The organism is Novosphingobium mathurense (genome assembly GCF_900168325.1).
GTDB classification, from domain to species: Bacteria; Pseudomonadota; Alphaproteobacteria; order Sphingomonadales; family Sphingomonadaceae; genus Novosphingobium; species Novosphingobium mathurense.
Map to the genome: position 1 here is coordinate 781,139 of NZ_FVZE01000001.1, position 26,826 is coordinate 807,964.

A 26,826-nucleotide genomic window follows, 5' to 3' on the forward strand; every position below is an offset into this window, starting at 1 on the left:
GGCGGTTTAAACGCCTGTCGCGGCCCGATAACGCGGACGAGGGGGAAGTTTCAGAACAATGGCTGACGTACAGCAGCAATCGCATGCACCTGAACCGAGTGCTTCGGACATCAAACTCGTCATTGCCGCATCCTCGATGGGCACCGTGTTCGAGTGGTACGACTTCTTCATCTACGGAACGCTGGCCGGCATCATCGGCAAGACCTTCTTTCCATCCGGCAACGCGACGCTTGAAACGCTGCTGGTCTGGGCCGGTTTCGCGGTAGGCTTCGGCTTTCGTCCGCTCGGAGCGATCCTTTTCGGGTTCCTTGGGGACAAGCTGGGGCGCAAGTACACGTTCCTCGTGACCGTCACCTTGATGGGTATTGCCACGGCCGGCGTGGGCTTCATCCCATCGGCGGAAACCATCGGCCTTGCCGCACCTGCGATCATCCTGCTGCTGCGCATCATGCAGGGCCTCGCGCTCGGTGGGGAATATGGCGGTGCGGCTATCTACGTTTCGGAACATTCACCGCCCAATCGCCGTGGCTTCTTCACCGGTTTCATCCAGGCGAGCGTCGTTGGCGGATTTGTGCTCAGCCTGATCGTGGTCCTTACCTGCAAGGGACTGATGAGCGACGAATTCTGGAACGCCTGGGGTTGGCGCGTTCCCTTCCTGCTCAGCATGATCCTGCTTGCCATCTCCTTGTGGATGCGCCTCAAGCTTTCCGAAAGCCCGGTGTTCAAGGCGATGCGCGAAGAAGGCGAGATCGCGGGTAACCCCTTTGTCGAGAGCTTTACGTATCCGGGCAACAAGAAGCGCATATTCATCGCGCTGTTCGGCATTGCGGCGGGGCTGACGGTGATCTGGTACACGGCGATGTTCTCCGCGCTCAGCTTCCTCAAGGGCGCGATGCGCATGGAAGCGACGACGGCGGAAATCATCATCGGCATTTCCGCAGGGCTCGGCATGGTCTTCTTCGTGCTGTTCGGCGCACTCTCGGACAGGGTCGGTCGCAAGAAGCCGATCGTGTGGGGGTACTTCGCTACGCTGGTGCTGATGTTCCCGCTGTTCTGGACGATCGGCGCCCATGCCAACCCCGGTCTCGCGCAGGCCAATGCAGACTCGCCGGTCGCTGTGTCTGGCCCCGACTGTCATTACAATCCCTTCGCTTCCGCGCAGGAGAGCGACTGCGGCAAGCTGTTGGAAGACCTGACCGCTGCAGGCATCACCTATGAACTCGCCGGCAGCCCCGAACTCGAACTCCGCATCGGCGGCGAGACACTGCCGCTTGCGACCTATCCGTGGGAGGACAAGGAAGCGCGCAACGCCAAGTTGAAAGGCTGGCTGACCGACGCGGGTTACGACCTTGGAGTCGTCAGGCCAAGCGTCACGGATGCCCTTGTGATCGGCGTCATGCTGCTGGTTTTTATGGCTCTGTCCGGCGCAACATACGGGCCTGTCGCCGCACTTCTGTCGGAAATGTTTCCCCCGCGCATCCGTTACAGCTCGATGTCCATTCCCTATCACATCGGAACCGGCTACTTCGGCGGCTTCCTGCCGCTGATTTCGAGCTATATGGTCGCGACCAGCGGGAATCCTTACCAGGGCCTGTGGTACACCTGGGGCATCGTTGCGATTGCCCTGGTGGTCGCAGTCTGGGGTTTGCGGGGCGGTCCCCCGCGCGATTACGGTGAAGATGCTGCCTGAATTACCCGAGCCGCCGCTGCGGCTGAATCTTGATTGGAATGCCCTGAAAGCCAATTGGCTGGCCATGGACCGCCTCTCGGGCAAGGCCCGGGCCGGGGCCGCGGTTAAGGCCGACGGCTACGGTCTGGGTGCGCGCAAGGCCGCCGCCGTGCTCCGCGATGCCGGTTGTCGCGACTTTTTCGTTGCGCACTGGGCGGAGGCGGCCGAACTGCTCGATCTCGTCGATCCCGCCTCGATATCGGTCCTGCATGGACCGCAGTCGCCGGCCGATTGTGCCTATGGACAGGCGATAGGAGCCAAGCCGGTCATCAATTCGCTCTCGCAAGCGCAGCGTTGGCTCGATGCCGGCGGAGGCACTTGCGACCTCATGATCGATACCGGCATGAATCGCCTCGGCGTGCCGATGCGAGAAATCGGCAGTGAGGTCCTCGCCCGTCTCGACGTCGACGTACTGCTCTCGCATCTCGTCTCGTCCGAGGAGGATACTCCCCTCAACGCCTTGCAGTGCAGCAGATGGAAGGAGGCGCGCAAGGCCATTGCGCATAGGAACGCTAGCCTTGCGAACTCGGCCGGCATCACGCTTGGTTCTGAATTTCATGGAGATATCACGCGGCCGGGCGTTTCGCTTTACGGCGGGATTCCGCGCCCCTGTTTGGGACAGCTGATCCGTCAGGTCGTTCGCCCCGAAGCGATGATCATGCAGGTACGCCACGTCGCGGCGGGAGAAACCGTGGGCTACAATGCGACCTTCACGGCAAAGGCGCCGATGCGGCTCGGTACCGTTTCCACTGGATATGCCGATGGTTATCTGCGCTGCTGGTCCAACAAGGGCTTTTTTGAGGCAAATGGCGCAAAACTGCCGGTTCTTGGCCTCGTCAGCATGGATATGACAGTGATCGACCTGACCGATGCAAACGATATCGGTGAGGGCGACTGGGTTGCGGCCTCCTACGACCTGCCTGGTGCCGCTGCCGCATCGGGCCTGACCCAGTACGAACTGCTCACTCTCCTGGGTCGCCGGTTCCAGCGCTAAACGCTTCGCTGAGAACCTTTTGCTGCGCAGCAATTTGTGTTGCATCGCGACAAGGCGGGGTGGTAACGTAAGCCACTGTCTGGACGGGGATTGGTCATGGCTGAAGCGGCGTCGCACGACGACAACACTGTTATAATCAAAAAATATGCAAACCGGCGGCTCTATAACACGCAATCGTCGAGCTACATCACGCTTGAGCATCTGGCGAAGATGACGCGTGAAGGCGTGGACTACAAAGTGCTCGACGCAAAGAGCGGAACCGACATCACGCACACGATCCTCACGCAGATCATCATGGAGGAAGAATCCAACGGTGAGCAGATGCTCCCGGTGAATTTCCTGCGTGAGCTGATCAGCATGTACGGCAATTCGATGCAGTCGCTGATCCCGCACTATCTCGAAGCGTCGATGGAAAATTTCCGCGCCAACCAGACCAAGTTGCACAAGGCTTTCGAGGATAGCCTGGGCAACAATCCGCTCGCCAAGCTGGCTGAGCAGAACATGGCGATGTTCAAGGCTGCCGCCGCTGCCTTCATGCCCGGATCAGAGAAGGGCGAGAGCAAGCCTGCAGCTCCGGCAGAGGGAGACGACCTCTCCGCACTGCGCGATCAGATGGCAGAAATTCAGAAGAGGCTTGACGCGCTGGGCAAATAAAGGCCAGCGGGGTGCGTTCCGGCCTCGGGTGATCCCGCGGCCGGCCCCGATTCATGCGACGGATGGTCTGTCGCATTGCAGCAAGTCAGGAAGAACGCACCCGTGTCCGCCATTCGCCACGCCCTCTCGACCAAGCGCGAGGACGATTTCGCCCAGTGGTACCAGGAAGTCATTTCCGAGGCTGAAATGGCCGAGGAATCAGGCGTCCGCGGCTGCATGGTCATCAAGCCCTGGGGCTATGGCATCTGGGAGCGCATCCAGCGCCTCATGGATGACATGATCAAGGCGGCGGGCGTCCAGAACTGCTACTTCCCGCTATTCATTCCGCTGTCCTACTTCGCCAAGGAAGCCGAGCACGTCGAAGGCTTCGCGAAGGAAATGGCGGTCGTCACGCATCACCGCCTTGTCGCTGACGGCAAGGGCGGGCTGGTGCCGGATCCCGAAGCGAAGCTTGAAGAGCCGCTGATCGTCCGTCCGACTTCCGAAACCGTGATCGGCGCGGCAATGGCGCGTTGGGTCCAGTCCTGGCGCGACCTGCCGCTTCTGACCAACCAGTGGGCCAACGTCGTGCGCTGGGAAATGCGCACGCGCATGTTCCTGCGCACCAGCGAGTTTCTCTGGCAGGAAGGCCACACCGCCCACGCCGATCGTGACGATGCGATGGTAGAGACGCTGCGGGCACTTGAGATGTACCGCGCTTTCGCTGAAGGTCCGCTGGCGATGCCGGTGATCGCCGGTGAGAAGCCCGAGAACGAACGCTTCCCCGGTGCCGTGGCCACCTACTCCATCGAAGCGATGATGCAGGACGGCAAGGCGCTCCAGGCAGGCACCTCGCACTACCTGGGCACCGGTTTCGCCAAGGCGGCGGGCATCCAGTACCAGGACAAGGAAGGCACCCAGCAGTACGCCCACACGACGAGCTGGGGTACTTCGACGCGCATGATCGGCGGCCTGATCATGACCCATGGTGACGACGACGGCTTGCGCGTCCCGCCGATGGTCGCGCCGCACCAGATCGTCATACTGCCGATGCTGCGCGAAAACGACGAGGACGAGGCCCTGCTGGCCTATTGCGAGGAACTGCGCGCAGCGCTTGCTTCGCAGTCGGCACTGGGCGAGCCGGTGCGCGTTCTGCTCGACAAGCGTCCGGGCAAGGCCACCCAGAAGCGCTGGGCTTGGGTCAAGAAGGGCGCCCCCCTGATCCTCGAGATCGGTGGCCGCGATGCTGCGGGGGGACAGGTCTCCATGCTGCGCCGCGATCGCCTGTGGAACGACAAGGCCAAGGCCAACTTCGTCGGTCTCGCGAGGGAAGACTTCATCGCGCGAGCCGCCTCGGAAATCGAGGATATCCAGTCCTCGCTCTTCGCAGAGGCTCGTGCCAAGCGCGATGCGAACATCACCCGCGTTACCAGCTTCGATGAAGTGGTCGCCTTCTTCTCGGAAGACAAGCGCTACCCGGGCTGGGTCGAGGTCGAATGGGCGCGTCCGACCGGCGATGAGCTGGAAGACGCGATCAAGCGGCTCAAGGAACTCAAGCTGACCATGCGCAACACCCCGCTCGATGCCGAGCCGGTGACGGGTAACTGCATTTTCACGGGACGTCCGGCGGTCGAAAGGATATACGTCGCAAGGGCTTACTGATCGAATGCAGGAGGGGACGTGTTCGCGGCAATCAAGTATAACCTCGCCAACCTGACGAACTTCTCGGGCCGCGATGCGCGGCCCACGTTCTGGCTCTACGTCCTCTTCCTTGTCATCGCGCAATATGTTGTGGGCCTTGTGATCTCGCTGCCATTGATGGGCGGGATGATGCAGGGGGTCATGGACGGCGTGAAGAATGGCATGTCCGAAGCGGAACTGCAGGCGCAGATGCTGGCTCGAATGACCGGCCCGATGCGCTCGGCGATGATTTTCTCGATGGGGTTATACCTCGTATCGTCGGCGCTGCTAGTCGCGTCCTTTGTGCGTCGCCTGCACGATTCCAACCGCCCGGGCTGGATTGCCGCCATCGCCTTCCTCTTCGTCCTGGGTGCACAGGCGGCATCGATGGCGAACATGGACCGGCTGATCGATGCAATGTCGATCTCGGCTACGGCTTCGGGCAGTCCCGAGGCGATCCTCGCGGCGCAGGGGCCGTTGATCTATGCCAGCATGTTATCCTGGCTCGGCATGTTGATCGTCATCGTTTTCGGTGTCTGGCCCTCGACCGACGGCCCTAATCGCTACGGTGAGGAACCGGTCGGCGACTGACCCTTGCGATGCGGGCGGCGATCGCGGTTGCAGCGGCCGTCGCCTGTAACGTCTGGCGTCGCCGCACCGATGCGCCGGAATGGGAAGCGGAGCCTGTCGTCGCCCCCAAAGCGCAGACCACCGGCAAGCTGGAGGCCTTGCGCGGCGACGACTGGTTGCCGGGCGTAAGTGCGATCGCCACCGATGGCAGCGAGCGCCCGGTGGCGAGCGCGGTGTCGGTCGGCGGTTATGAACCGCTTGCCGCGCAAGAGTGAGGCCAGCGCCATTGTAATCCGGCGACATCGGGGCCATGGCAGGGACATGGCTCCCAAGACACGGCCCGCGCCGGGCCTGCCGACGCGCAAGCAGATCCTCGACTTCATCGCCAATTCCCCCGTTCCTGCGGGCAAGCGCGAAATCGCGCGCGAATTCGGCCTTAAGGGACAGGAGAAGATTCAGCTCAAGGCGCTGCTCAAGGACATGGCCGAAGAGGGCCTGATCGACGGCAAGCGTACCGCGTTTCACAAGATGGGCGGCTTGCCCAAGGTCACCGTCCTGCGCGTCGTAGACATCGACGAGGGCGATGCGATCGCGGTACCCGATACGTGGCAGCCAGAGGACGCGACCCCGCCGCCGCGCATTCGCCTCGTCGAGAAGGGCCGCAGCGCACTCAAGGTGGGTGACCGCGTCCTGTCGCGCACCGAAGAGTCGAACACGGGCTGGCGGGCCTGGCCGATGAAGAAACTGGCGCTGCGCTCTGAACAGATGCTCGGCGTGGTCGAAATCGACGGTGGCGGCAAGCCATGGCTGGCCCCGGTCGACAAGCGCATCCGTCATTCCTCGCCGATCTCGGACTTGGGCGGTGCGGAGAAGGGCGAACTCGTGCTCGCCGAGCCGGTGGGACGATCTGCCCGCGCATCGGTCAAGGTCACGCAGGTGCTTGGCGAACCGCTCGCGCCCAAGGCATTCAGCCTGATTGCGATCCACAAGCACGGCATTCCGAACCATTTTACGCAGGAAACGCTGGACGAAGCGCAACTCGTCGCGAAGATGCCGCTCAGCCAGGACAAGCGTGAGGACCTGCGCCACCTGCCGATCGTCGCCATCGATCCATCCGATGCGCGCGACCATGACGACGCCATCTGGGCCGAGCCGGATGGGGAAGGCGGCTTTCGCGCCCTTGTCGCGATTGCCGACGTTTCTTTCTACGTACGACCGGGCGGCGATATCGACCGCGAGGCGCGCCGCCGCGGCAATTCGGTCTATTTCCCCGACCGCGTCGTGCCGATGCTGCCGGAAATTCTCTCCGCCGACGTGTGTTCCCTGCGTTCGGGCGAGGATCGTGCGGCCATGGCCTGCCACATGCGCATCGATGCAACGGGCAAGGTCGTCGAATGGCGCTTCACCCGCGCCATCGTGCGCATCGACGAGGTGATCGCCTACGAAGATGCGCAGGCGCGCATCGATGATGGCAGCGCCGCAGATAACCTCAAGCACTTGTGGGAATGCTGGAAGGCACTGGCCGAAGCGCGCCACAAACGCGACCCGCTCGAACTCGAGCTGCCCGAACGCCGGGTCAAGCTTGATGAGCAGGGCCGTATCACCGAGATCGCCGTGCGCGAGAGGCTGGATGCCCACCGCGTGGTCGAGGACTTCATGATCGCCGCCAACGTGGCTGCCGCCAAGGCGCTGGAGGCCAAGGTCGCCCCGGTGGTCTACCGCGTTCACGAAACGCCGAGCCGCGAAAAGCTCGTCGCGCTCAAGGATTACCTCGCAACGTTCGGCAAGAAACTGGCGCTGGGGCAGGTCATCACGCCGGGCCTGTTCAACCGCATGCTGAAGGACATCGCTGACGAGGCCGAAAAGGCCCTGATCATGGAAGCGGTCCTGCGCAGCCAGACGCAGGCTTATTACGGACCGCGCAACGAAGGTCACTTCGGCCTTGCTCTCGGGTCCTATGCACACTTCACTTCGCCGATCCGGCGCTATGCCGACCTGCTCGTCCATCGCGCACTGGTCGATGCCTACGGCCTGGAGCAGCCCAAGCCGCATGGCGATATCCCAGCGACCTCCGGCCTGTCCGAACGCGACCGGGACGACCTGGGCCGGATCAGCGACGCCATCTCCTCGGCCGAACGCCGCGCCATGGAAGCCGAGCGCGAAACGATCGACCGTTATGTTGCCGCATGGCTCTCCTCGCGCGTTGGCGACGTTTTCGATACGCGCATTACCGGTGTCCAGAAGTTCGGCTTCTTCGCGACGATCATCGGATTGGGCGGGGACGGGCTGGTGCCGGTATCGACGCTGGGCGACGAGCGCTTCGCCTACGACGAGAAATCGCAGGTGCTCGAAGGGGAACAGACCGGAACGAGCTATGCCATGGGCCAGATCCTGCGCCTGCGTCTGGCCGAGGCAAATCCGCTGACCGGCGCCCTCAAATTCGAGCTGGAAGAGGGCGGCTCAGGCCAGATCGAACAGCGCGGAAAGCCGATGCCGCTGAAAAAGCGTGGAAAACATTTCGTGGGGAAGCGCGGCCGTCCAGGCAACATTCGGCATCAGGGCCGAAACAAGCGCTGAGAAATCCGGTAGTCGGCGCCTCTAGCTGAGGCGTTCGATCGCCGCTTCGTCGAGCGTGCCGGGAACGACGAAGACCGGGCAGGTCATCTGCCCGATACCGGCCCCGGTGAAGTGCGCGACCAGTGGCCCCGGTCCGCCTTCCCTGGCCGCGCCGAGCACGAGCGCGGACACTTCGGGGTGCTCCTTCAGGTACTCGCGCACGACCTTGATGTCCTCGCCCATCCGCACCGCGATGACCGGCATCTTTGCGCCCTGCGAGAGCAGGTTGCCGGCGGCGGCCGTCACCAGCGTTTCGGCGCGGGCGCGGGCTTCTTCCTCGATGGTGGCCTGGACGCCGCCGAAGGCGTTGAAAGGTTGCGGCGGAACGAGGGCGAGAAGATGCAGCGCCCCGTCGGTTTTGGCCGCGCGCCGCGCCGCGAATTGCAGGGCGACAAGCGCCTCATCGGTTTCATCGACGATTACCAGATAGACCCGCATCTTTTACCCCTCTTTCCCGAACTTATCGGGCCATTCGAATGTCGGTGCAAGCCATCAGGAATTCGAATTAGCGTTGTGAAGATGCTTGTATGGACGCTGTAACTTGTCCAAGGAAAGATCGATCCAGAAATGACCTCCCCAGGATGAACAAGGGACTCAAACGCTTCCATGCCCATCGAGATCAAGATGCCCGCTCTATCCCCCACCATGGAAGAGGGGAAACTCGCCAAATGGTTGGTTAAGGAAGGTGATACCGTCAACTCGGGCGATATCATGGCCGAGATCGAGACGGACAAGGCGACAATGGAATTCGAAGCCGTCGACGAAGGGACTGTCGGCAAGATCCTCGTGCCCGAAGGCAGCGAGGGCGTGAAAGTCGGTACCGTGATCGCCATGCTTGCCGGCGAGGACGAAGACCTTTCGGCCGTCGAAGCCGCGCCGGCACCGTCCGCTCCCAAGCAGGAAGCTCCCGAGGCTGCTGAAGAAGCCAAGGCTGCGGCCCCGGCTCCTGCTGCCGCCAAAGTCAGCGCTGCGCCTGCCGCTTCGAAGGAAGGCCGCGTTCTGGCTTCGCCTCTTGCCCGACGTCTGGCCGATGCCAAGGGCGTCGATCTCGAGGCGCTGAGCGGTTCGGGCCCGAAGGGGCGCATCGTCAAGGCTGACGTCGAGGCCGCCAAGGCCGGAGCATCCAAGCCCAAGGCTGCCGCAGCGCCTGCGAGCGAGGCTGTCCTTGCTCCCACGGTCGAAATGGCCGACGAAACCCGCGCCCTGCTCGACGCCCGTGTGCCGCACAGCGTCGAAAAGCTCTCGGGCATGCGCAAGACTATTGCGCGCCGCCTGACCCAGTCGAAGCAGGAAGCACCGCACATCTACCTCTCGGTCGACATCGTGCTCGACAAGCTCATCGCCCTGCGCGGCGAGATCAACGAGATGCTCGGCAAGCGCGGCATCAAGGTCTCGGTCAACGACATGCTGGTCAAGGCTCTGGGCATGGCGCTGGTCGAAGTGCCCGAGTGCAACGTGACTTTCGCCGGCAACGAACTGATCAAGTACGAGCGCGCCGACATTTCGGTCGCCGTCTCGATCCCCGGCGGCCTCATCACTCCGATCGTGCCGGACGCCAATGGCAAGACCTTCTCCCAGATCGCGCAGGCGACCAAGGACTTGGGCGCGCGCGCCAAGGATGGAAAGCTCAAGCCGGAAGAGTATCAGGGCGGCACCGCGTCGATCTCGAACATGGGCATGATGGGAATCACCCAGTTCTCGGCCGTTATCAATCCTCCGCAGTCGACGATCCTCGCCATTGGGGCAGGTGAAAAGCGCCCCTGGGTCATGGCAGACGGTTCCCTGGGAGTTGCGACTGTCATGAATGCCACCGGTAGTTTCGATCACAGGGCCGTCGACGGCGCCGATGGCGCGCGCCTGATGGCGGCATTCAAGGCCTATGTCGAAAACCCGCTGAGCATGGTTGCCTGACACGATGGAAGCCCGGCGCGATCCGGTCATCCGCATCACGGCCATGCCGGCTGACGCCAACGCCTATGGAGATATCTTCGGTGGCTGGCTGATGAGCCTGATGGACATGGGTGCAGGCCTGATCGCGGCGCGGCACTCCCATGGCAGGGCCGTGACGGTGGCGATGGACGGGATGCAGTTTCACCTGCCGGTCAAGGTGGGTGACGAAGTCTCCGTCTATGGCGAGCTGCGCCGGGTGGGTCGATCCTCGATGACCATCGGGGTCGAAGCCTGGCGGCGTCACCGCCACGAGGAAGTAGAAGTAAAGGTTACCGAAGCCGTGTTCACCTTCGTTGCAGTGGACAACAGCGGCAAGCCCAGGACGATTGATCCGGGCCCAAATGACCAGGAGATTTGAAGCAGTGGCAGATTCTTACGACGTCATCGTTCTCGGTTCCGGCCCCGGTGGCTACGTCTCCGCGATCCGCTGCGCGCAGTTGGGTCTGAAGACGGCTATCGTCGAGCGCGAACTGCTGGGCGGCATCTGCCTCAATTGGGGCTGCATCCCGACCAAGGCGCTGCTGCGCTCGGCCGAAGTGTTCCACCAGATGAAGCACGCCAAGGCCTACGGTCTGGCGGCTGACAACATCACCGCCGATCTCGACGCGGTGGTCAAACGTTCGCGCGGAGTTGCCTCGCAGCTCAACAAGGGCGTGACGCACCTGATGAAGAAGAACAAGATCGCCGTCCACACCGGCACCGGCAAGGTCGTTGCCAAGGGCAAGCTGGCGGTGACGGACGCTGACGGCAAGACGACCGAACTGCAGGCCAAGCACATCATCGTCGCTACCGGCGCTCGGGCACGCGAGTTGCCGTTCGCCAAGGCCGACGGCAAGCGCATCTGGACCTACCGTCACGCGATGACGCCTTCGGAAATGCCGACCAAGTTGCTGGTCATGGGCTCTGGCGCCATCGGCATCGAATTCGCCAGCTTCTACAACGACATGGGCGTGGACGTGACCGTCGTCGAAATGCTCGACCGGATCGTGCCGGTTGAAGATGCCGATGTTTCCACCTTCCTCGAAAAGGCGCTGACCAAGCAGGGCATGACGATCATGACCGGCGCCGGCGTCGAGGCGATCACCGCCAGCGACAAGGGTGTGAAGGCCAAGATCAAGGGCAAGGATGGCAAGGTCGTCGAGCACGAGTTCAGCCATGTGATCTCGGCCGTTGGCATCGTGCCGAACACCGAGGAAATCGGTCTCGAAGGCGTGGGCGTGAAGCTCGATCGCGGTTTCATCCAGATCGACGGTTACGGCCGCACCGGCGTTGCCGGGATCTGGGCCATCGGCGACTGCACGCCCGGACCGTGGCTGGCTCACAAGGCGAGCCATGAAGGCGTCACCGCTGCCGAGGCGATTGCCAGGGAACTGGGCAACAAGGACGTCCATCCCCACCCGCTCGACCGCAACAACATCCCGGGCTGCACCTACTGCCACCCGCAGATCGCGTCCGTCGGGATGACCGAGGCCAAGGCCAAGGAAGCCGGTTACGAAGTGAAGGTCGGCAACTTCCCCTTCATCGGCAACGGCAAGGCGATTGCGCTGGGTGAGCCGGAAGGCTTCATCAAGACGGTATTCGACGCCAAGACCGGTGAACTGCTCGGTGCTCACATGATCGGCGCGGAAGTGACCGAGCTGATCCAGGGCTATGTCGTTGGCAAGACCCTCGAGACCACCGAGGCCGAACTGATGAACACCGTGTTCCCGCATCCGACGCTGTCGGAAATGATGCACGAGGCGACACTGGCCGCTTACGGGCGCGCCCTCCACATCTGATCGCGATTCCGCGACCGGACAGGATTACAGGGAAGGGGCGGGTCCTGCGGGACGAGCCCCTTCCTCTTTGGGGCCGGGTCGTCCGGGGGTTCAGGCCGTCTGGTTGGACTGTACGATGTGCTCGAATACCGCGATGTGGAGCGGCGCGTCGAATTCGCAACCGATAGCCGAATCGCGCTCCCAACAGATACGCGCGGTCAGCAGTTGCATGCCGGGAATCCGGATGCGCAAGGGTAACTCCGGACGGGCCTCCGGAAACCATGCAATGCGAAAGCCGCCGGGAGAAAGGTCTTCTAGGCGTGCCATTTTCCAGGGCCGCGTGCCTTGCCGCACCTCGCACAGGATCGTGACGCCCACGCGCTTGGAACGCTGCGCGTGCGGCCGTTTCGAGCCGGTGATCCTTTCGTGGTGCAATGTGGTCTCCTGAGTTGGTAGAAACCATTAGATCTCAGGATGTTACCATCAGGTTAGCACCAATGCCGGTCGATACCCGGGTCGTGTTCAATATGCTGTAAGGCCATCCGGTCGTGCCTTGCGATAGGACTTGAGCCTCCTGGTACAAGTATCCGAAATCAGGTGAGAACCTTGGTCTTGACCGCTTCGCGGATAGCATCCGGTGCGCCTGCATCCTCGATCGTCGCCGGGGTTTCGAAACTTTCCCCGTTAACGATCTTGCGCAGGACATTGCGAAGGATCTTGCCCGACCGGGTCTTGGGCAACTGCGGCACCAGATAGGCGGTCTTGAGCGCAGCCACCGCGCCCAGTTCGGATCGCACCATGGCGATTACGCGCCCGGGGATGGTCTCGTCGTTCTCGGCGCCCGCTCGCGCCACCACGAAGGCAATCGGGATCATTCCCTTGAGCGCGTCGTCCGCGCCAATGACCGCGCATTCTGCAACGCCTTCGACCGTCGCGACGATCTGTTCCATCTGGCCGGTGGAGAGGCGGTGTCCGGCCACGTTGATTATGTCATCCGTGCGGCCCATGATGTGGAGGAACCCTTCATCGTCGAAGTGCCCCGCATCGCCGGTTTCGTAATGGCCGGGGAAGGAAGCGAAGTTCTTCTCGTAGCCTGCCTTGTTGTTCCACAGCGTCCGGAACGCGCAAGGCGCAAGCGGCTCGCGCATTGCAACGGCACCGCTCTGGCCATCCGGCACCGGGCGGCCCTCTTCGTCCAGGATGGCGAAGGCGTACCCGGGCACCGGAAAGCCGGCGCTGCCGCGTTTGCGTCGCGTATCACCGAGGCCGAAGCAACTGGCGATGGCGGGCGCGCCCAGCTCGGTCTGCCACCAGTGGTCGATGACCGGCAGGCCGGTATGTGTCTCGGCCCAGGCAATCGTTTCGGGATCGGCGCGTTCGCCGGCCAGGAAAATGGCCTGGAGAGTGCCGGTACCGATTTCCCCCAGAAACGTCGCATCGGGGTCTTCCTTGCGGATCGCCCGGATGGCGGTGGGTGCGGTGAAGAACGTCTTGACGTCATGACGCACGATCGTGCGCCAGAATGTGCCCGGATCTGGGGTGCCGACCGGCTTGCCCTCGAACAGCACGGTGGTCGCGCCAACCAGCAGGGGGCCATAGACGATGTAGCTGTGGCCGACGACCCAGCCCACGTCTGATGCTGCCCAGAAGACGTCTCCCGGGCCGATCGCGTAGATCGCCTCCATCGTCCAGGCGAGATTGACGGCATGACCGCCATTTTCGCGGACGACGCCCTTGGGGGTGCCGGTCGTGCCGGACGTATAGAGGATGTAGAGCGGGTCGTTCGATGCCACCGCAACGCAATCGGGGATCGCTTCTTCTGCTGTCGCAGCGCGCAATTCGGCCCAGTCGGAATCCCGGTCCCGGCGCAGTTCCGCGGTAAGGAGATCGCGCTGCAGGACGATCACGCGCTCGACCTTGTGCGTGGCGCTGGCCAGGGCCTCGTCGACCAAGGGTTTGTAGGCGATGATCCGCTTGCCTTCGATCCCGCACGATGCGGTCAACACGACCTTGGGCGTGGCGTCATCGATGCGCTTTGCCAGTTCGTGCGCGGCAAAACCGCCGAAGACCACCGAATGGATCGCCCCGAGGCGTGCGCAGGCTAGCATGGCGAAGGCCGTCTCGGGCACCATCGGCATGTAGATGACGACGCGGTCGCCCTTGTCGACGCCAAGGCTTGCCAGCATGGCAGCCACGCGCCCGACTTCGTCGAGAAGCTCGCCGAATGTCCAACTTCGGACCGCCCCGGTGACCGGGCTGTCGTAAATCAGGGCCGTGGCATCGCCGCGGCCTGCCGCCACATGCCGGTCGACGGCATTGTAACAGGTATTGAGCGAGCCCCCGGGAAACCACCCCTGTTCGGGATCGTAAGCGCGCGTCGGCTGCCTGTCCCAGTCGATCATTGCGGCCGCCTTCGTCCAGAAGGTCTCGGGATCGTCGATGCTGGCTTGCCAGGTTTGCCGGTAGGCTTCGCTCATTGGCCTCTCACTTGTTTTTCTGATGGTTATCTGAATGTCTTGGACAGGATTATCAGGCTCGGATCACCGTTGAACGGTTCGGGAACGAAGCCCTTTTCGCGTTCCAGTTCGATGGCTGCATGATTGGCCCTGTCCTCTATGGAAATGGCGCGGCGGCAACCCCTTGCGGCGGCCTGATCTGCGAGGAAATCGAGCATGGCCCAGCCGATGCCCTTGCCGCGATGGCTGGCGCAGACCGAGATTGCGATTTCCGCCGTATCGAGCGGTCCGTCGCAGGCCATGAGGCCCGAGGCGACGATCTGTCCGCTCGCCAGGTTGCAGGCGATCCACGATTCCGTCCGGAAGTGATCCGGGTGCACCAGCGGTTCCAGCTGCTCGCGGCCGATCTGGCGGGCACCGGACATGAACCGGAAACGGCGGTCCTCGTCGGTGACGCGCTCGAAGAAGGCGGCCAGTTCGGCTTCATCGGCTTCGGTTACGGGGCGGACTTCAAGTTCGATACCGGAACGGGTTTCAAGCTTTACGCAATCGTGGAGAGACATTGAGACAAACTCCGTCTGGAGGTGGGGGGCGGCAATCTCATATGTCGTCGGCGACGCCCGCACCTTGATCGAGAGCAATCTCGGCCAGGCGCGGGCGCTACTTTCATCGGATCAGTCGATATTCCGGCGGAACGTCTCCGGCAGGAAGAACAGTCCGATCAGCAGAGTCGCAACGGCGACCACCACAGGATACCACAGGCCGTAGTAGATATCGCCCGTCGCAGCGACCATCGCGAAGGCCGTGGTCGGAAGGAAGCCGCCGAACCAGCCGTTGCCCAGGTGATAGGGCAGCGACATCGAGGTGTAGCGGATCCGGCTGGGGAACAGTTCCACCAGCATCGCGGCAATCGGGCCGTAGACCATGGTTACCAGCAGAACGAGGTAGAACAGGATTGCGACGACCGTGACCTTGTTCATCTGCTCCGGATCGGCCGCGGCAGGGTAGCCGGCTGCGGCAAGACCGGCCTTGAGCTGGTCCTGATAAGCGGTGATCGCGGCGGCGCGGTCTTCACCCTGCACCTCGGCCGGGTTGGGCGCGACCATAACGGTGTCGCCGATCGCGACCGAAGCCACCGTACCTGCAGGTGCAGCCTCGTTGGTGTAGTTGATGCCGCTCTTGGCAAGGAATGCCTTTGCAATATCGCAGCTCGAGGCATCGAACTTGTTCTTGCCGACCGGGTCGAACTGGAACGAGCACTCCGCGTCGTGGGCCGTAACCACCACCGGTGCGTTGAGGCTTGCGGCGGCAAGGGCCGGGTTGGCGGCATTCGAAAGTGCGTGGAAGGCCGGGAAGTATGTCACCGCAGCCAGGGCGCACCCGCCCAGAATGATGTACTTGCGGCCGATCCGGTCCGAGAGCCAGCCGAAGAACACGAAGAACGGCGTGCCCAGCGCAAGGGCGATGGCGATCAGGTAGTTCGTGGTCGCGCCATCCACCTTAAGGATCTTTTCGAGGTAGAACATCGCGTAGAACTGGCCGGTGTACCAGACGACGGCCTGACCGGCGACGGCGCCGAACAGGGCGATGAGCACGAACTTGAGGTTGCCCCACTGACCGAAGGCTTCCTTGATCGGCGCCTTGGATGTGGTGCCTTCATCCTTCATCTTCTGGTAGACGGGGCTCTCGCTGAGCTGCAGTCGAATGTACATCGAGACGACGAGCAGGATTGCCGAAAGCAGGAACGGCACGCGCCAGCCCCAACCCGTGAAGCTTTCCTCGCCCATGCCGGTACGTACGCCCAGCACGATGAGAAGGGCGGCGAACAGTCCGAAAGTCGCCGTGATCTGGATGAAGCTGGTGTAGAGGCCGCGCTTGTTGTCGGGCGCGTGCTCGGCCACGTATGTCGCTGCGCCGCCGTACTCACCGCCCAGCGCCAGGCCCTGGATGATGCGCAAGGTGACGAGGATGATAGGCGAGGCGATGCCGATGGTATCGTAACCGGGCAGCAGGCCGACCGCGAAAGTGGACAGGCCCATCAGGCCCATCGTAACGAGGAACGTGTACTTGCGGCCGACTAGGTCGCCGACCCGACCGAACACGAGCGCGCCGAAGGGGCGGACTGCAAAACCGGCGGCAAAGGCGCCCAGCGCCAGAATGAAGCCGGTCGTTTCGTTGACGCCCGAAAAGAAGACCTTGGAAATGAAACTGGCAAGCAGCCCGTAGAGATAGAAGTCGTACCACTCGAACACGGTGCCGAGCGACGATGCCGTAATGACGAGCTTTTCCCGGCCCGTCGCCTTGTGATGCTTCGGCAAGGCGTCATATGTCGTAGCCATTGCTCACTCTCCCAAATGGGCCCGCCCGGTCGTTGTCAGGCAGGCAAGGTATATCCTCAGAAGCTGTACTTTGCTGCGAATTCGACGCGGTCGAGGGCGCCGTCATTGCCGTTGACCAGCTTGCGCTCGCCATGGCGGTACTCGAGGCCGAGATCGATGTTCTTGACCGGCGAATAGAAGACGTTGGCTGCACCGCTCCATGCCCGCTTGTTGAAGCTGGCGATGCTGTCGAGCGGCAGGCTCTTGGCATAGTCGACATCCTGGTAGCTGCCCATCAGGTTGATGCGGACATTGGGGGCGATCGCGATGCGAGCGGCAACCATGGCGGCCAGGACGTTGACGTTGGCCAGGTCGTTGGTCGCCGGATCGTAGACGGCGTCCGGGGCAAAGTTCAGGCCGATGTAGCGACTGGCGTTATGACCGTAGGTCACCAGCGCGCGCAGATCGCTCGACTTGTTCCGGTTGAGCCAGAGCTTGCCGCCGGCACTGACGCCCCAGCCCATGGTGTCGGCCGCGGTGCCGGCGCTGGCGACGCGGACCTGCCGTACGAGGCCGGCAAGCGAGGCTTCCCCGGCCTTGCCGGTCCAAGCCAGGCGGGCGGCGAAATCGGGGATCCTGTCGTCGCCGTTCTCCATAAGGGCAGGTAAGCCCAGCGTAGCCGTGCCCGATTCCGGCTCTTCGATGGAGGCATGCAGGGCCAGCCCCTTGCCGACTGGCGCACTGTAGCGCACGAGCGGCTGTCTTACGAAAACCGTGCCTTCGGTCGTGCCGACGAAGTCGGTGCTTTCGGGCAGGGCGCCAGTGTACTGGAACGTCGACCAGTCCTGGCCGATGGTGAGCCTGCCGACCTGCATCCAGGCACGGCGCAGGGCGAGGTTGTAGCCATTGGTGGTGCGCTGCGATCCTTGCGTGCCCGGCGCAGTCTGGAAGTCGACCTCGACAAGGCCCTTCACGCTGTGGCCTCCTACGTCGGTGGCAAGGTTGAGCCAGAAGCGCGATTGCTTTGCAGTGAAGTCCTCGACCCGCTGCGAAGGCCCGATTCCGGTGGGGATGGCCTGAGGCAGGTAGAAGTCGCGTCCCAGAGAGTTTGTGGCCACTTCGCCTTCGCTGAAGCGGCTCGTCGAAGCGATCATCTTGATGTAGCCGCCCAGCTTGATCGTCGTGTCGCCCGACCTGAAGCCATCTGCCTGCGGCTTGCTTTCAAGGGCAGCAACCTTGGCGGCGGCTTCCTCGCTCCTGGCAGTGGCCGCGGCAATGGCCTGCTGGGCCGTAGCCTGGGTTTCTGCCTGTTGCTGTCGGGCCTGCACGAGATCGGCGCGCAATTGCGCCATTTCCGCCTCGAGCCGTTCGAGCCTGTCTTCGAGCTGTGCCTCACGGTTGGTTGCGGAATGGGCTGCGGCATTGGCGGCGGCAGGCGCAACCAGAAAACTGCCTGCAAGCAATGCGCTAGCTAGCAATCGCGCTTTGGAATTCCCACTTGTGGCGTGGTTCATGATCCTCTCCTTCCCGAGCCCGGCCTCTCCACTTTTCGGGAGATGTTCCGGAACTTTCACAGGATCAGGCAGGAGGTGTGTTTGAACCATCCTGACCATGGTCTAACGGTTACGACCATGGTCTAATGTCCCGGTACACGGGTCTATGTGCTAAAGGTTCGTGGAAAGCCGGGTTTGCCGGACACACTCCACGGAGAGGAGAATGAGAGACATGGCAGAGACCGTCTATCCCGTCCCCGCCGAATGGGCCCAGAACGCCCTGATCGACGATGCCCGCTATCAGGAAATGTACCGTCGTTCGGTTGAGGACCCGGAAGGTTTCTGGCGCGAGGAAGCGCAGCGGATCGATTGGATCAGGCCGTTCAGCGCGGTCAAACAGACCAGTTTTCACGAAGCCGACTTCGGCATTTCGTGGTTCACCGATGGAACTCTCAACCTCTCTGCCAACTGCCTTGACCGCCACCTTGCCGAGCGCGGCGATGCCATTGCGATCCTTTGGGAGCCGGACGATCCGAACAAGCCGGAACGCCGCATCACCTATCGCGAACTTTATGAGCAGGTCTGCCAGTTCGCCAACCTGCTCAAGTCACGCGGGGTCAAGCGCGGCGAGCGTGTCACCATCTACCTGCCGATGGTTCCCGAGGCGGCCGTTGCCATGCTCGCCTGTGCCCGAATTGGCGCGATCCACTCGATCGTTTTCGCCGGTTTCTCGCCCGACGCCTTGGCAGGCCGCATCATCGACTGCGACAGCCGCATCGTCCTGACCTCGGACGAGGGTCTGCGCGGGGGCAAGAAAGTCCCGCTCAAGGCGAATGTCGATGCTGCGCTCTCGCATTGTACCAGCGTCGACACCGTGATCGTCCTCAAGCACACCGGTGCGGACGTGCCGATGACCGAGGGCCGCGATATCGACTGGGCCACTGGCGTTTCCGGCCAGTCGAGCGATTGCCCGCCCGAGGAAATGAATGCGGAAGATCCGCTGTTCATCCTTTACACGTCCGGATCGACCGGGAAGCCGAAGGGTGTTCTGCACACGACTGGCGGTTATTCCGTCTGGGCATCGATGACGCATGAATACGTCTTCGACTACCGTCCCGGCCAGATCTACTGGTGTGCGGCGGATATCGGGTGGGTCACGGGCCACTCCTATGTCGTCTACGGACCGCTGATGAACGGCGCGACGACGGTCATGTTCGAAGGCGTGCCCAACTATCCCGACGCCTCGCGCTTCTGGCAGGTCGTCGACAAGTTCGACGTCGAGATCTTCTACGGTGCCCCGACGGCCCTGCGCGCCCTGATGCGCGAAGGCGACGAGTGGGTGAAGAAGACCAGCCGCAAGTCGCTGCGCCTGCTGGGCTCGGTCGGTGAGCCGATCAATCCCGAAGCCTGGGAATGGTACCACCGCGTCGTCGGCGAAGACCGTTGCCCGATCGTCGATACCTGGTGGCAGACCGAGACCGGCGGCATCATGATCAGCCCGCTGCCCGGCGCCACTGCGCTAAAGCCGGGTTCGGCCACGCGTCCGATGTTCGGCGTGAAGCCGATGCTGGTCGACAACGAAGGTATCGAGATTACCGGCGCCGGAGACGGTTGCCTTGTCCTCACCGATTCCTGGCCCGGCCAGATGCGCACTGTCTGGGGTGACCACGAGCGCTTCTTCCAGACCTATTTCTCGACGTTCAAGGGCTATTACTTCACTGGCGACGGCTGTCGCCGCGACGAGGACGGGTATTACTGGATCACTGGCCGCATCGATGACGTCATCAACGTATCGGGCCATCGCATGGGCACTGCCGAGATCGAGTCCGCGCTTGTCGCTCATGCCAAGGTTGCCGAAGCGGCCGTCGTCGGCATGCCGCACGAGATCAAGGGGCAGGGCATCTACGCCTTCGTCACCTGCAACTCCGAAGTCGAGCCGGACGAGGCCCTGCGCAAGGAACTCGTCCAGTGGGTCCGTCAGGAAATTGGCCCGATCGCCACGCCGGACGTGATCCAGTTCGCGCCGGGCCTGCCCAAAACCCGCTCGGGCAAGATCATGCGCCGCATCCTGCGCAAGATCGGCGAGAACGACTTCTCCAACCTTGGCGATACTTCGACGCTGGCAGACCCCTCGGTGGTCGACAATCTGATCGCCAACCGGCCGCAACCGGCGACTGCCTGAAGGAACAGGGGGCCAAGGGGGCGTGAGCCGCAGCGTTCTCATCGCCGACGACCACCCGCTCTTCCGCCAGGCATTGACCCTGGCGGTGGGGCAGGTGGCCCCCGATGCACGGATCGTCGAAGCCGGGACGCTCCCGGCGGCTTCGCGGCTGGCCTGTGAACTGGACGACCTCGCGCTGGTTCTGCTCGACCTCAAGATGCCAGGTGCCATCGGGTTTTCGGGAATCGCCCTGATACACGCCGAAAGGCCCAAGGTACCGATCCTCGTCGTGTCGAGCGCCGAGGGGGAGTCCGCAGCAGAAGAGGCCCGCGCCTTCGGAGCCATCGGTTTCCTGCGCAAGGACAGCGATCTCGTCCAAATCGAAGAGGCCGTGGCAAAGGCGCTGGGAGGTCATGCGCCCGCAGGCGGCAACGCGCCTCGGACCGGCGGCGAACTCGAGCCGATCCGCAATGAAGTTGCGGACCTTACACCCATGCAGCTCAAGGTGCTGCTGGCGGTGCTCGATGGGCAGCTCAACAAGCAGATCGCCTATGGCCTCGGCATTACCGAAGCGACCGTAAAGGCCCACATGACTGCGATCATGAAGAAGCTCGATGTGAGCAATCGCACGCAGGCCGCGCTAGTGGCGCGTTCTCTCGGACTGCATCTGCAACACTGATCCCACCGACATGATCGCCGCACGGGCGAGGAAGGCCTCTATCACTTCAGGTGCCACGGGCTTGGCATGGACCGGTACGCCCGAGGCTTCGGCCTTGCTCCGGAACGAGCCCCCGACTTCGGCAGTAAAGATCGCGGCCGGAAGGCCCTTGCGCAAGGCACGCAACCGCACGATCAGGCTCAGGCCATCCTCGCCATTGTCCAGCCGGTAGTCGGCCAGAACCGCGTCGATCTCGTCGACATGGGCCAGCGAACCGGCAGTGTCCCGCACACCGATCGCGCGATGTCCGAGACTCTCGACCAGTTCGACGGTCGCCTCGACAATTCGACTGTCGTTGTCGACCACCAGAACCGTCAGTCCATGACCGGGCGCCGGGGCAGGGGCGGGGTCCTTCCGGGCTTGGGCTGGCTGATCGTCCGCCTCACGTGCGGGCAGCATGAGGCTGAAGCGGCTGCCATGACCGGGCCGCGCATCGACTTCGATGCGCCCGCCCAGAAGCCTGACGATGCGCTCGACGAGTGCGAGCCCCAGCCCCAGTCCCTCGGCTTCCGTTGTGCCCAATCGGGTGAACTCGCGGAAAATCGCTTCCGACTGCTCCGGCTCGAAGCCCACGCCGCTGTCGATTACGTCGATGCGCAGCATGTCCCCGCGCTTGCGCACGCCCACGAGCACGCCCCCGCGCTCGGTATAGCGCAGTGCGTTGGACAGGAAGTTCTGCATGACCGAGCGCAGCAGGCCGGGATCGGTCTCGATATGGCCGAAAAGCGGTCCTGTCCTGAGCGAGAGACCCTTGGCTTCGGCGGAAGGCTGAAAACTCGCAACCAAATCGTCGAGGAATGGACCAAGGGCAACCGGTTCGGTCTCGGGCGTGACCCCACCGGCATCGAGCCGGGAAATGTCCAGCAAAGCGCGCAGCAGTTCTTCGGCTGCGACAATCGCGCCGTCGACACGGCCTACAAGCGGCTTTTCCTTGTCGGGCACCGACCTGCCCAGAGCGGCGGTGAACAGACGCGCAGCATGGAGCGGTTGCAGCAGGTCGTGACTGGCAGCGGCAAGGAAGCGGGTCTTGTCCCTGGTGGCGCGGGCGAGCAGGCGATTGGCCTCGCTCAACTCGCGCGTGCGGTCCTCCACCCGTTCCTCTAGCTGTTCAAGGGTCTGTTCCAGTTCATCGCGGATGCGGGCTTCCTCGGTGACGTCGGTGAAGGACATGACGTATCCACCGCCCGGCATCGGACCGCCCACTGTCTTGATCACCCTGCCGTCGCTGCTCCGGCGTTCGAAGCTATGCGCGCGGCCTTCTCGTAGTGGCTCAAGCCTGCGTTCGACCACTGCGTCGACATCCCCTTCTCCGAAATGGCCGCGCGTGGCATTGTGTCGGATCAGTTCTTCGATCGGCGCACCGACGCGGACCATGCCCGCAGGATAGTTGAAGATATCCTCGTAGCCCGAATTCCACGCAATCAGGTTGAGTTCGCCGTCGACCACGCTGATGCCGGCATCGACATTCTCGAAAGTGGCAGCCAGCAACTGTCGCGAGAAACGCAGCGACTGGCCACCTTCGTCAAGCAGGCGGGTGACGTCGGACAGATCCATCCGCCCGCTGGCCAGTGCCGATGCAACCAGTGCCCGCGCAGATGATGCCCCGACCACGCGGGCAATCAGATCCTGCGCCTTGCGGGCATTTTTCGGGGTTACCTGATCGTGCGGATCGGACTCGGAAAATTCGCGCTGCGCCCGCTCTTCGCCCACGAAACTGGCCACGAAATGCGTCAGTTCGCCGACGTTTGAGACACGGCCCGGCGTGGCGAAAATGCGGGGCAGGTCCGGCGCCGGGATCTTGCGAGCGGCGACAAGGGCATAAACGGCAAGATCCACGCCAAGGCTCCAGACCACGCCATGGACAAAGGGGCTCGCCCGACCGATGCCGAAGAGGCGATGCGGGTCGATGAAGCTCCCGGCAAGGGCGTCGAGCCAGGGCACCGGCAAGATCGGGGGAAGGGCCAGGGTGTAAGCCCAAAGCGCAAGCCCGATACCGAGACTGGCCCGCGCGGCGACGGGATCGCGTCCCTTGCCCAGCGCTGCAATGATGAGGTGCGGTGAGAACAACGCCATGGCGGCAAAGGCTGTCAGCCCCATCGACGCCAGCGACTGGCCGCGCGAAATCAGCAGGGCAAAGGCCAATGCCAGGAGCATGACCCCGGCAACGGAGATGCGCCGCATCCCGAGCATTCGCGCACCGATGGCTCCGGCCTGACGGTCCTTGCCCGAACCGATCACGGCGCCGGCGAACAGATCGTTCGACACCATGGTCGCCAGTGCAGTCGTATCGACGATTGCCATCGAACTGGCCGCGCCGATCCCTCCCAGCAGCGCTGCCGCCAGGATCAGTTCCGACCCCGCCGAAGCGGGTAATTGCAGGACATAGAGGTCCGCGTCGATGTCCTGCGGCAGGAGCGCGGCCCCGGCCAATGCGATCGGTACGATCAGCACGGCCATGCCCAGCAGGTAGGCAGCCAGCCCGAAACGCGCCCGTACGAGATCACGCTCGTCGCGTGCTTCCACCAATCCCATGTAGAATTGCCGGGGCAAGGCGATGATCGCGAAAGTGGAAACCAGCGTGATCAGTGCGATCTCGAAGGTGAGGTGGGTTGGTGCAAAGCGCTCTCCCAGCGTCTCGACGGCTTTTGCGAACGGGGCGGCTTCCGCACCGGAAAGCAGCACCAGTGCAAGAGCCGCTACGGCGAACAGCGCGACGATCTTGATGACCGAGTCCAGCCCGATCGCGTAGAGCAGCCCTTCGCTACGGCCTGCCAGCTCGAACCGGCGGGTGCCGAAGAGCAGCGCGAACAAGGTGAGCAAGCCCGAGGCAGCGACCATCGATGGCACCATGATGTCGCGGCCGGACACGATGGTCAGGGCATTGCCGATCGACCGCAGTTGCAACGCCAGGTAGGGAATGCTTCCCAGCAGGGCGATGAGCGTGACCATCCGTGCCACACCGGCGTCGTGGCCAAAGCGCGCGGCGATGAAGTCCGACACGGTCGCCGCGCGCTCCTCCCTGACCGCAGCCGACAGGCGCGACAGGAACCCGGGAGCAAGAAGCAGGAGGAGCGCCGGGCCCAGGTAGATCGGCACATAGGCCCACCCGCTACGGACCGCGCTGCCCACGGCGCCATAGAATGTCCAACTCGAACAATAGACGCCAAGCGCCAGTGTATAGGCATGGTGGCGCAAGGCGGGCCGGCGCGAAAACAGGTCTCCGCGGGCTTCGACGATGGCGGCCACTGCAAACAGCAGAAGGATCAGGGCAAGGGCGGCGAACGCCGATGAAGCCAGACTCATGCGCGTTGGCCCTGTGCCCTCAAGGCATCAGCGATTCCGGCTTCAGCATTTGCCACGCAACCCAACCGGACCTCCGCACCCAACTCCCTTGCGAAGTCCTAGCCGGTCGATCCATCCTTGTCAGTTGCAACTTGCGCCATGCGCCTTGCCGTCTTGGAGGAAATTGGCGGACAGGGTGTCTATTAAAGTAATAGTCTAAAGGCCTCCACAGCCTTACGTCACCTATTCAACTTTAGGTTGATTCAACAATAAGTTGACTCAAATATAGAGCGTCCGAGCGTCTAGCATTATCCACAGCTATGTCCTACATTGCAGCCATCTCTTTTAGGGCAGGTTTTAGGGCAGACGATGGCTAGGCACTTAAATCGCTTAACGGTCAAACAAGTCCAGAATGCAAAGAAGTCTGGATTGCTGGCAGACGGTGGCGGACTTTACCTCTCCACCACGAATGGCGGGCGCCGCTGGGTTTACGTCTTCCAATGGGAGGGCCGGCGCAAAGAGATGGGACTCGGCTCTGCCAATGACGTGCCGCTTGCTCGTGCCCGCGATAAGGCTGCGGAAGCCCGTGCAATGGTCGCCGATGGAATCAATCCGATCGATGCTCGCAAAGCTGAGCAGGAAGCCGAGCGCGAACCCGATTCTGTCCCAACGTTCGGCAGTTTTGCCGATTCATATATAGCTTCGGTCGAAGAGGGATGGCGCAACGAGAAGCATCGGCAGCAGTGGCGAAACTCACTAGAACAACACGCCTCATGTCTACGGGACAAATCCGTCGCAGACGTCACAACAGAGGACGTCTTGGCGGCCCTGCAGCCTATCTGGCTGACAATCCCGGAAACCGCCAATCGAGTGCGCGGACGGATTGAAAAGGTCCTAAACGCCGCCAAGGCGCGCGGTTATCGATCGCAAGATTCGATAAACCCAGCCCTTTGGCGCGGTCATCTGGAGATTCTGTTGCCGAAGCGACAGCGCCTTAGCCGCGGTCACCATGCTGCAATGCCTTATGCCGAACTGCCGCTATTCTGCCGCAAACTTGCGGACCGGCCGGCAATTGCTGCGCGCGCCCTGGAATTCCTAATCCTGACCGCAGCAAGATCCGGTGAAGTTCTGGGGGCGAGATGGGGCGAAGTTGACGGCAATCTTTGGACGGTGCCAGCCGAGCGCATGAAGGCCGGATTTGCGCACACGGTTACATTGCCGCCTGCAGCCGTTGAAATCTTGGATTCGATTGGCAGGGGTGCGCCCGATGCACCGATTTTCAAAGGGCGAGGGAAACGCGGCGAACTGAGCATTATGACGATTCCCATGCTCATGCGTCGCATGAAGGTCGACCGGTACACAGTTCATGGTTTTCGATCCGCATTCAAAGACTGGGCTCTGGATTGCACCGAATTTCCCGATGAAATCAGCGAGGAAGCCTTGGCCCATGTCGTGGGCTCGAAAGTGCGCCGAGCCTATCGCCGCGGCGAAGCATTGGACAGGCGCCGAGCGCTCATGGAGGCATGGTCATCGTTCGTCACAACCGCACCTGTCCCTGTGCAGGTGGCAGCATGACAGCGACGGATTTCCGAGAGAAGTTTTTCAGACTATTCCTTCGCCATGGTCTCATTCCTGAGCCGGTGTGTGTCACGTCCCTGCGCAACGAAGCGAATTCTGCACTCGCTGCAATGGAAGCAATGAGCTCTCGAGACGCAGGCTTTCGAAACGTTGCCGATTGGGAGGCGGAGAAGGTGCGTTGCGAGGAGCAATGGCGAGCGGATTTGGAATCCGCGCGATCAGATATTCGGAATTACTCGGACTGGTCACCGTCAGCAGAGGATTGGGTCCGCATCGCCATAGCGTTGGCCGTGGAGCATGGTGAGGACGGTTTCAAACTCGAGATACCCAGGGAAGAGAGGAGCGCAGAGCAGAACTGGCACAGAGACAATCTTATCTCGAAGTTCGCAGAACGCGGGATGTCCGCAGCGGAAGCGGCAAAGGCAGCAGAGGAGGAAATCCGGCGCCTGCAGAGGAACGGACAAGGCGACCACTACGGAAAGGCGCTTAAGGCTAAGTCTCTCGAGAGTGCTTATTCCGCACGTCAGGCGCCTATCAATCGCGAAATTGCTCGAGATAAGCAGGCACAATCGGAGTTACGCCGCGAAATAGTTGCCGCTGCGAAAGAGCGTGATTCCGCGTGGAGTGCAGGCAATGCTGATGCCGCCGGCACTGCAAACAAAAGAATATCGGAAATTTATCGATCAGGCACTGAATCGCACCGATCCTTTATAAATCTTCTTTCAGACCGTGATTTGCCCTGGTTTCTCGAAGTGCATCAGGTCGCGGGTGCGCACTTTTCTAGTTTGTTCAGTGAAGCCATGTCTATCAGTGAGTCGCGTTAGAAATTTTCGCCTGAATCCCGTGCTTTTTTTCTAACGTACATGCCCTGATTTTCTCAGTCAGCGGCCG

General features: G+C 62.5%; 21 protein-coding genes. 14 read left to right on the forward strand and 7 right to left on the reverse strand.

Going from position 1 to position 26,826, the window contains the following annotated elements; translation table 11 throughout:
- Positions 1-58 precede the first annotated feature (58 nt).
- The 7 genes from B5483_RS03795 (at position 59) to rnr (ending at position 8,183) form a co-directional block, all read left to right on the forward strand.
- Positions 59-1,690 carry an MFS transporter gene (locus B5483_RS03795; protein WP_079729494.1) on the forward strand — a complete coding sequence of 544 codons (1,632 nt, stop codon included), beginning with the start codon at positions 59-61 and terminating at the stop codon, positions 1,688-1,690.
- Positions 1,680-2,723: an alanine racemase gene (gene alr / locus B5483_RS03800; protein WP_079729495.1), complete on the forward strand. Its 1,044-nt coding sequence runs from the start codon at positions 1,680-1,682 to the stop codon at positions 2,721-2,723. The genes B5483_RS03795 and alr overlap by 11 nt, the downstream gene beginning before the upstream one ends.
- 96 nt (positions 2,724-2,819) lie before the next feature.
- Complete coding sequence (phaR, locus tag B5483_RS03805) at positions 2,820-3,377, forward strand: polyhydroxyalkanoate synthesis repressor PhaR (RefSeq protein WP_054944828.1); 558 nt, start codon at positions 2,820-2,822, stop codon at positions 3,375-3,377.
- A 102-nt stretch (positions 3,378-3,479) separates the two neighbouring features.
- On the forward strand, positions 3,480-5,018 hold the full coding sequence (gene proS, locus B5483_RS03810; protein ID WP_079729496.1) for a proline--tRNA ligase: 1,539 nt from the start codon (positions 3,480-3,482) through the stop codon (positions 5,016-5,018).
- Between the two features lie 18 nt (positions 5,019-5,036).
- Positions 5,037-5,627, forward strand: a complete 591-nt coding sequence (locus B5483_RS03815; RefSeq protein ID WP_054944826.1) for a DUF805 domain-containing protein — start codon at positions 5,037-5,039, stop codon at positions 5,625-5,627.
- Positions 5,628-5,635: 8 nt separating this feature from the next.
- Positions 5,636-5,881 carry a hypothetical protein gene (locus B5483_RS03820; RefSeq protein ID WP_079729497.1) on the forward strand — a complete coding sequence of 82 codons (246 nt, stop codon included), beginning with the start codon at positions 5,636-5,638 and terminating at the stop codon, positions 5,879-5,881.
- Between the two features lie 46 nt (positions 5,882-5,927).
- Entirely contained in the window at positions 5,928-8,183 is a 2,256-nt protein-coding gene (gene rnr, locus B5483_RS03825; RefSeq protein WP_176167939.1) for a ribonuclease R, read from the forward strand.
- Between the two features lie 21 nt (positions 8,184-8,204).
- On the opposite strand, the gene B5483_RS03830 is transcribed toward rnr, so the two are convergent.
- Positions 8,205-8,660 (reverse strand): universal stress protein, encoded by a 456-nt coding sequence (locus B5483_RS03830; RefSeq protein WP_054944823.1) that lies wholly within the window; start codon positions 8,658-8,660, stop codon positions 8,205-8,207.
- A gap of 168 nt (positions 8,661-8,828) precedes the next feature.
- On the opposite strand from B5483_RS03830, the gene B5483_RS03835 reads away from it, so the two are divergent.
- The 3 genes from B5483_RS03835 to lpdA are packed head-to-tail and all read left to right on the forward strand — an operon-like array spanning position 8,829 to position 11,950.
- A complete protein-coding gene (locus B5483_RS03835) occupies positions 8,829-10,133 on the forward strand; it encodes a pyruvate dehydrogenase complex dihydrolipoamide acetyltransferase (RefSeq protein WP_079729499.1) in 1,305 nt (434 codons plus the stop codon).
- A 4-nt stretch (positions 10,134-10,137) separates the two neighbouring features.
- Positions 10,138-10,530: an acyl-CoA thioesterase gene (locus B5483_RS03840; RefSeq protein WP_054944821.1), complete on the forward strand. Its 393-nt coding sequence runs from the start codon at positions 10,138-10,140 to the stop codon at positions 10,528-10,530.
- 4 nt (positions 10,531-10,534) lie between these two features.
- Positions 10,535-11,950: a dihydrolipoyl dehydrogenase gene (gene lpdA, locus B5483_RS03845; protein ID WP_079729500.1), complete on the forward strand. Its 1,416-nt coding sequence runs from the start codon at positions 10,535-10,537 to the stop codon at positions 11,948-11,950.
- A 90-nt stretch (positions 11,951-12,040) separates the two neighbouring features.
- Here lpdA and B5483_RS03850 read toward each other — a convergent pair whose 3' ends face one another.
- The 5 genes from B5483_RS03850 to B5483_RS03870 all read right to left on the reverse strand — a co-directional run bounded on the left by B5483_RS03850 (position 12,041) and on the right by B5483_RS03870 (position 18,217).
- On the reverse strand, positions 12,041-12,364 hold the full coding sequence (locus B5483_RS03850; RefSeq protein WP_231634518.1) for a PilZ domain-containing protein: 324 nt from the start codon (positions 12,362-12,364) through the stop codon (positions 12,041-12,043).
- Between the two features lie 158 nt (positions 12,365-12,522).
- On the reverse strand, positions 12,523-14,406 hold the full coding sequence (locus B5483_RS03855; RefSeq protein WP_079729501.1) for an AMP-binding protein: 1,884 nt from the start codon (positions 14,404-14,406) through the stop codon (positions 12,523-12,525).
- Between the two features lie 26 nt (positions 14,407-14,432).
- Positions 14,433-14,948: a GNAT family N-acetyltransferase gene (locus tag B5483_RS03860; RefSeq protein WP_079729502.1), complete on the reverse strand. Its 516-nt coding sequence runs from the start codon at positions 14,946-14,948 to the stop codon at positions 14,433-14,435.
- 111 nt (positions 14,949-15,059) lie between these two features.
- Positions 15,060-16,724, reverse strand: coding sequence for an MFS transporter (locus B5483_RS03865; protein ID WP_079729503.1), 1,665 nt, complete (start codon positions 16,722-16,724; stop codon positions 15,060-15,062).
- Between the two features lie 56 nt (positions 16,725-16,780).
- Positions 16,781-18,217, reverse strand: a complete 1,437-nt coding sequence (locus tag B5483_RS03870; protein WP_245828808.1) for a DcaP family trimeric outer membrane transporter — start codon at positions 18,215-18,217, stop codon at positions 16,781-16,783.
- Between the two features lie 211 nt (positions 18,218-18,428).
- Here B5483_RS03870 and acs point away from each other — a divergent pair, with 211 nt between their 5' ends.
- A complete protein-coding gene (acs, locus tag B5483_RS03875) occupies positions 18,429-20,378 on the forward strand; it encodes an acetate--CoA ligase (RefSeq protein ID WP_079729505.1) in 1,950 nt (649 codons plus the stop codon).
- A gap of 22 nt (positions 20,379-20,400) precedes the next feature.
- A complete protein-coding gene (locus B5483_RS03880) occupies positions 20,401-21,036 on the forward strand; it encodes a response regulator transcription factor (RefSeq protein WP_054948403.1) in 636 nt (211 codons plus the stop codon).
- On the opposite strand, the gene B5483_RS03885 is transcribed toward B5483_RS03880, so the two are convergent.
- On the reverse strand, positions 20,998-24,378 hold the full coding sequence (locus tag B5483_RS03885) for a hybrid sensor histidine kinase/response regulator (RefSeq protein WP_079729506.1): 3,381 nt from the start codon (positions 24,376-24,378) through the stop codon (positions 20,998-21,000). The two genes, B5483_RS03880 and B5483_RS03885, sit on opposite strands and share 39 nt — an antisense overlap.
- 348 nt (positions 24,379-24,726) lie before the next feature.
- On the opposite strand from B5483_RS03885, the gene B5483_RS03890 reads away from it, so the two are divergent.
- Together B5483_RS03890 and B5483_RS03895 are read left to right on the forward strand one after the other, a co-directional pair.
- Positions 24,727-25,932 (forward strand): tyrosine-type recombinase/integrase, encoded by a 1,206-nt coding sequence (locus B5483_RS03890; RefSeq protein WP_079729507.1) that lies wholly within the window; start codon positions 24,727-24,729, stop codon positions 25,930-25,932.
- The gene (locus B5483_RS03895) at positions 25,929-26,759 is read left to right on the forward strand and encodes a hypothetical protein (RefSeq protein ID WP_139383895.1); all 831 of its coding nucleotides are present in this window, start codon (positions 25,929-25,931) and stop codon (positions 26,757-26,759) included. Before B5483_RS03890 ends, B5483_RS03895 begins: the two co-directional genes overlap by 4 nt.
- Positions 26,760-26,826: the final 67 nt, after the last annotated feature.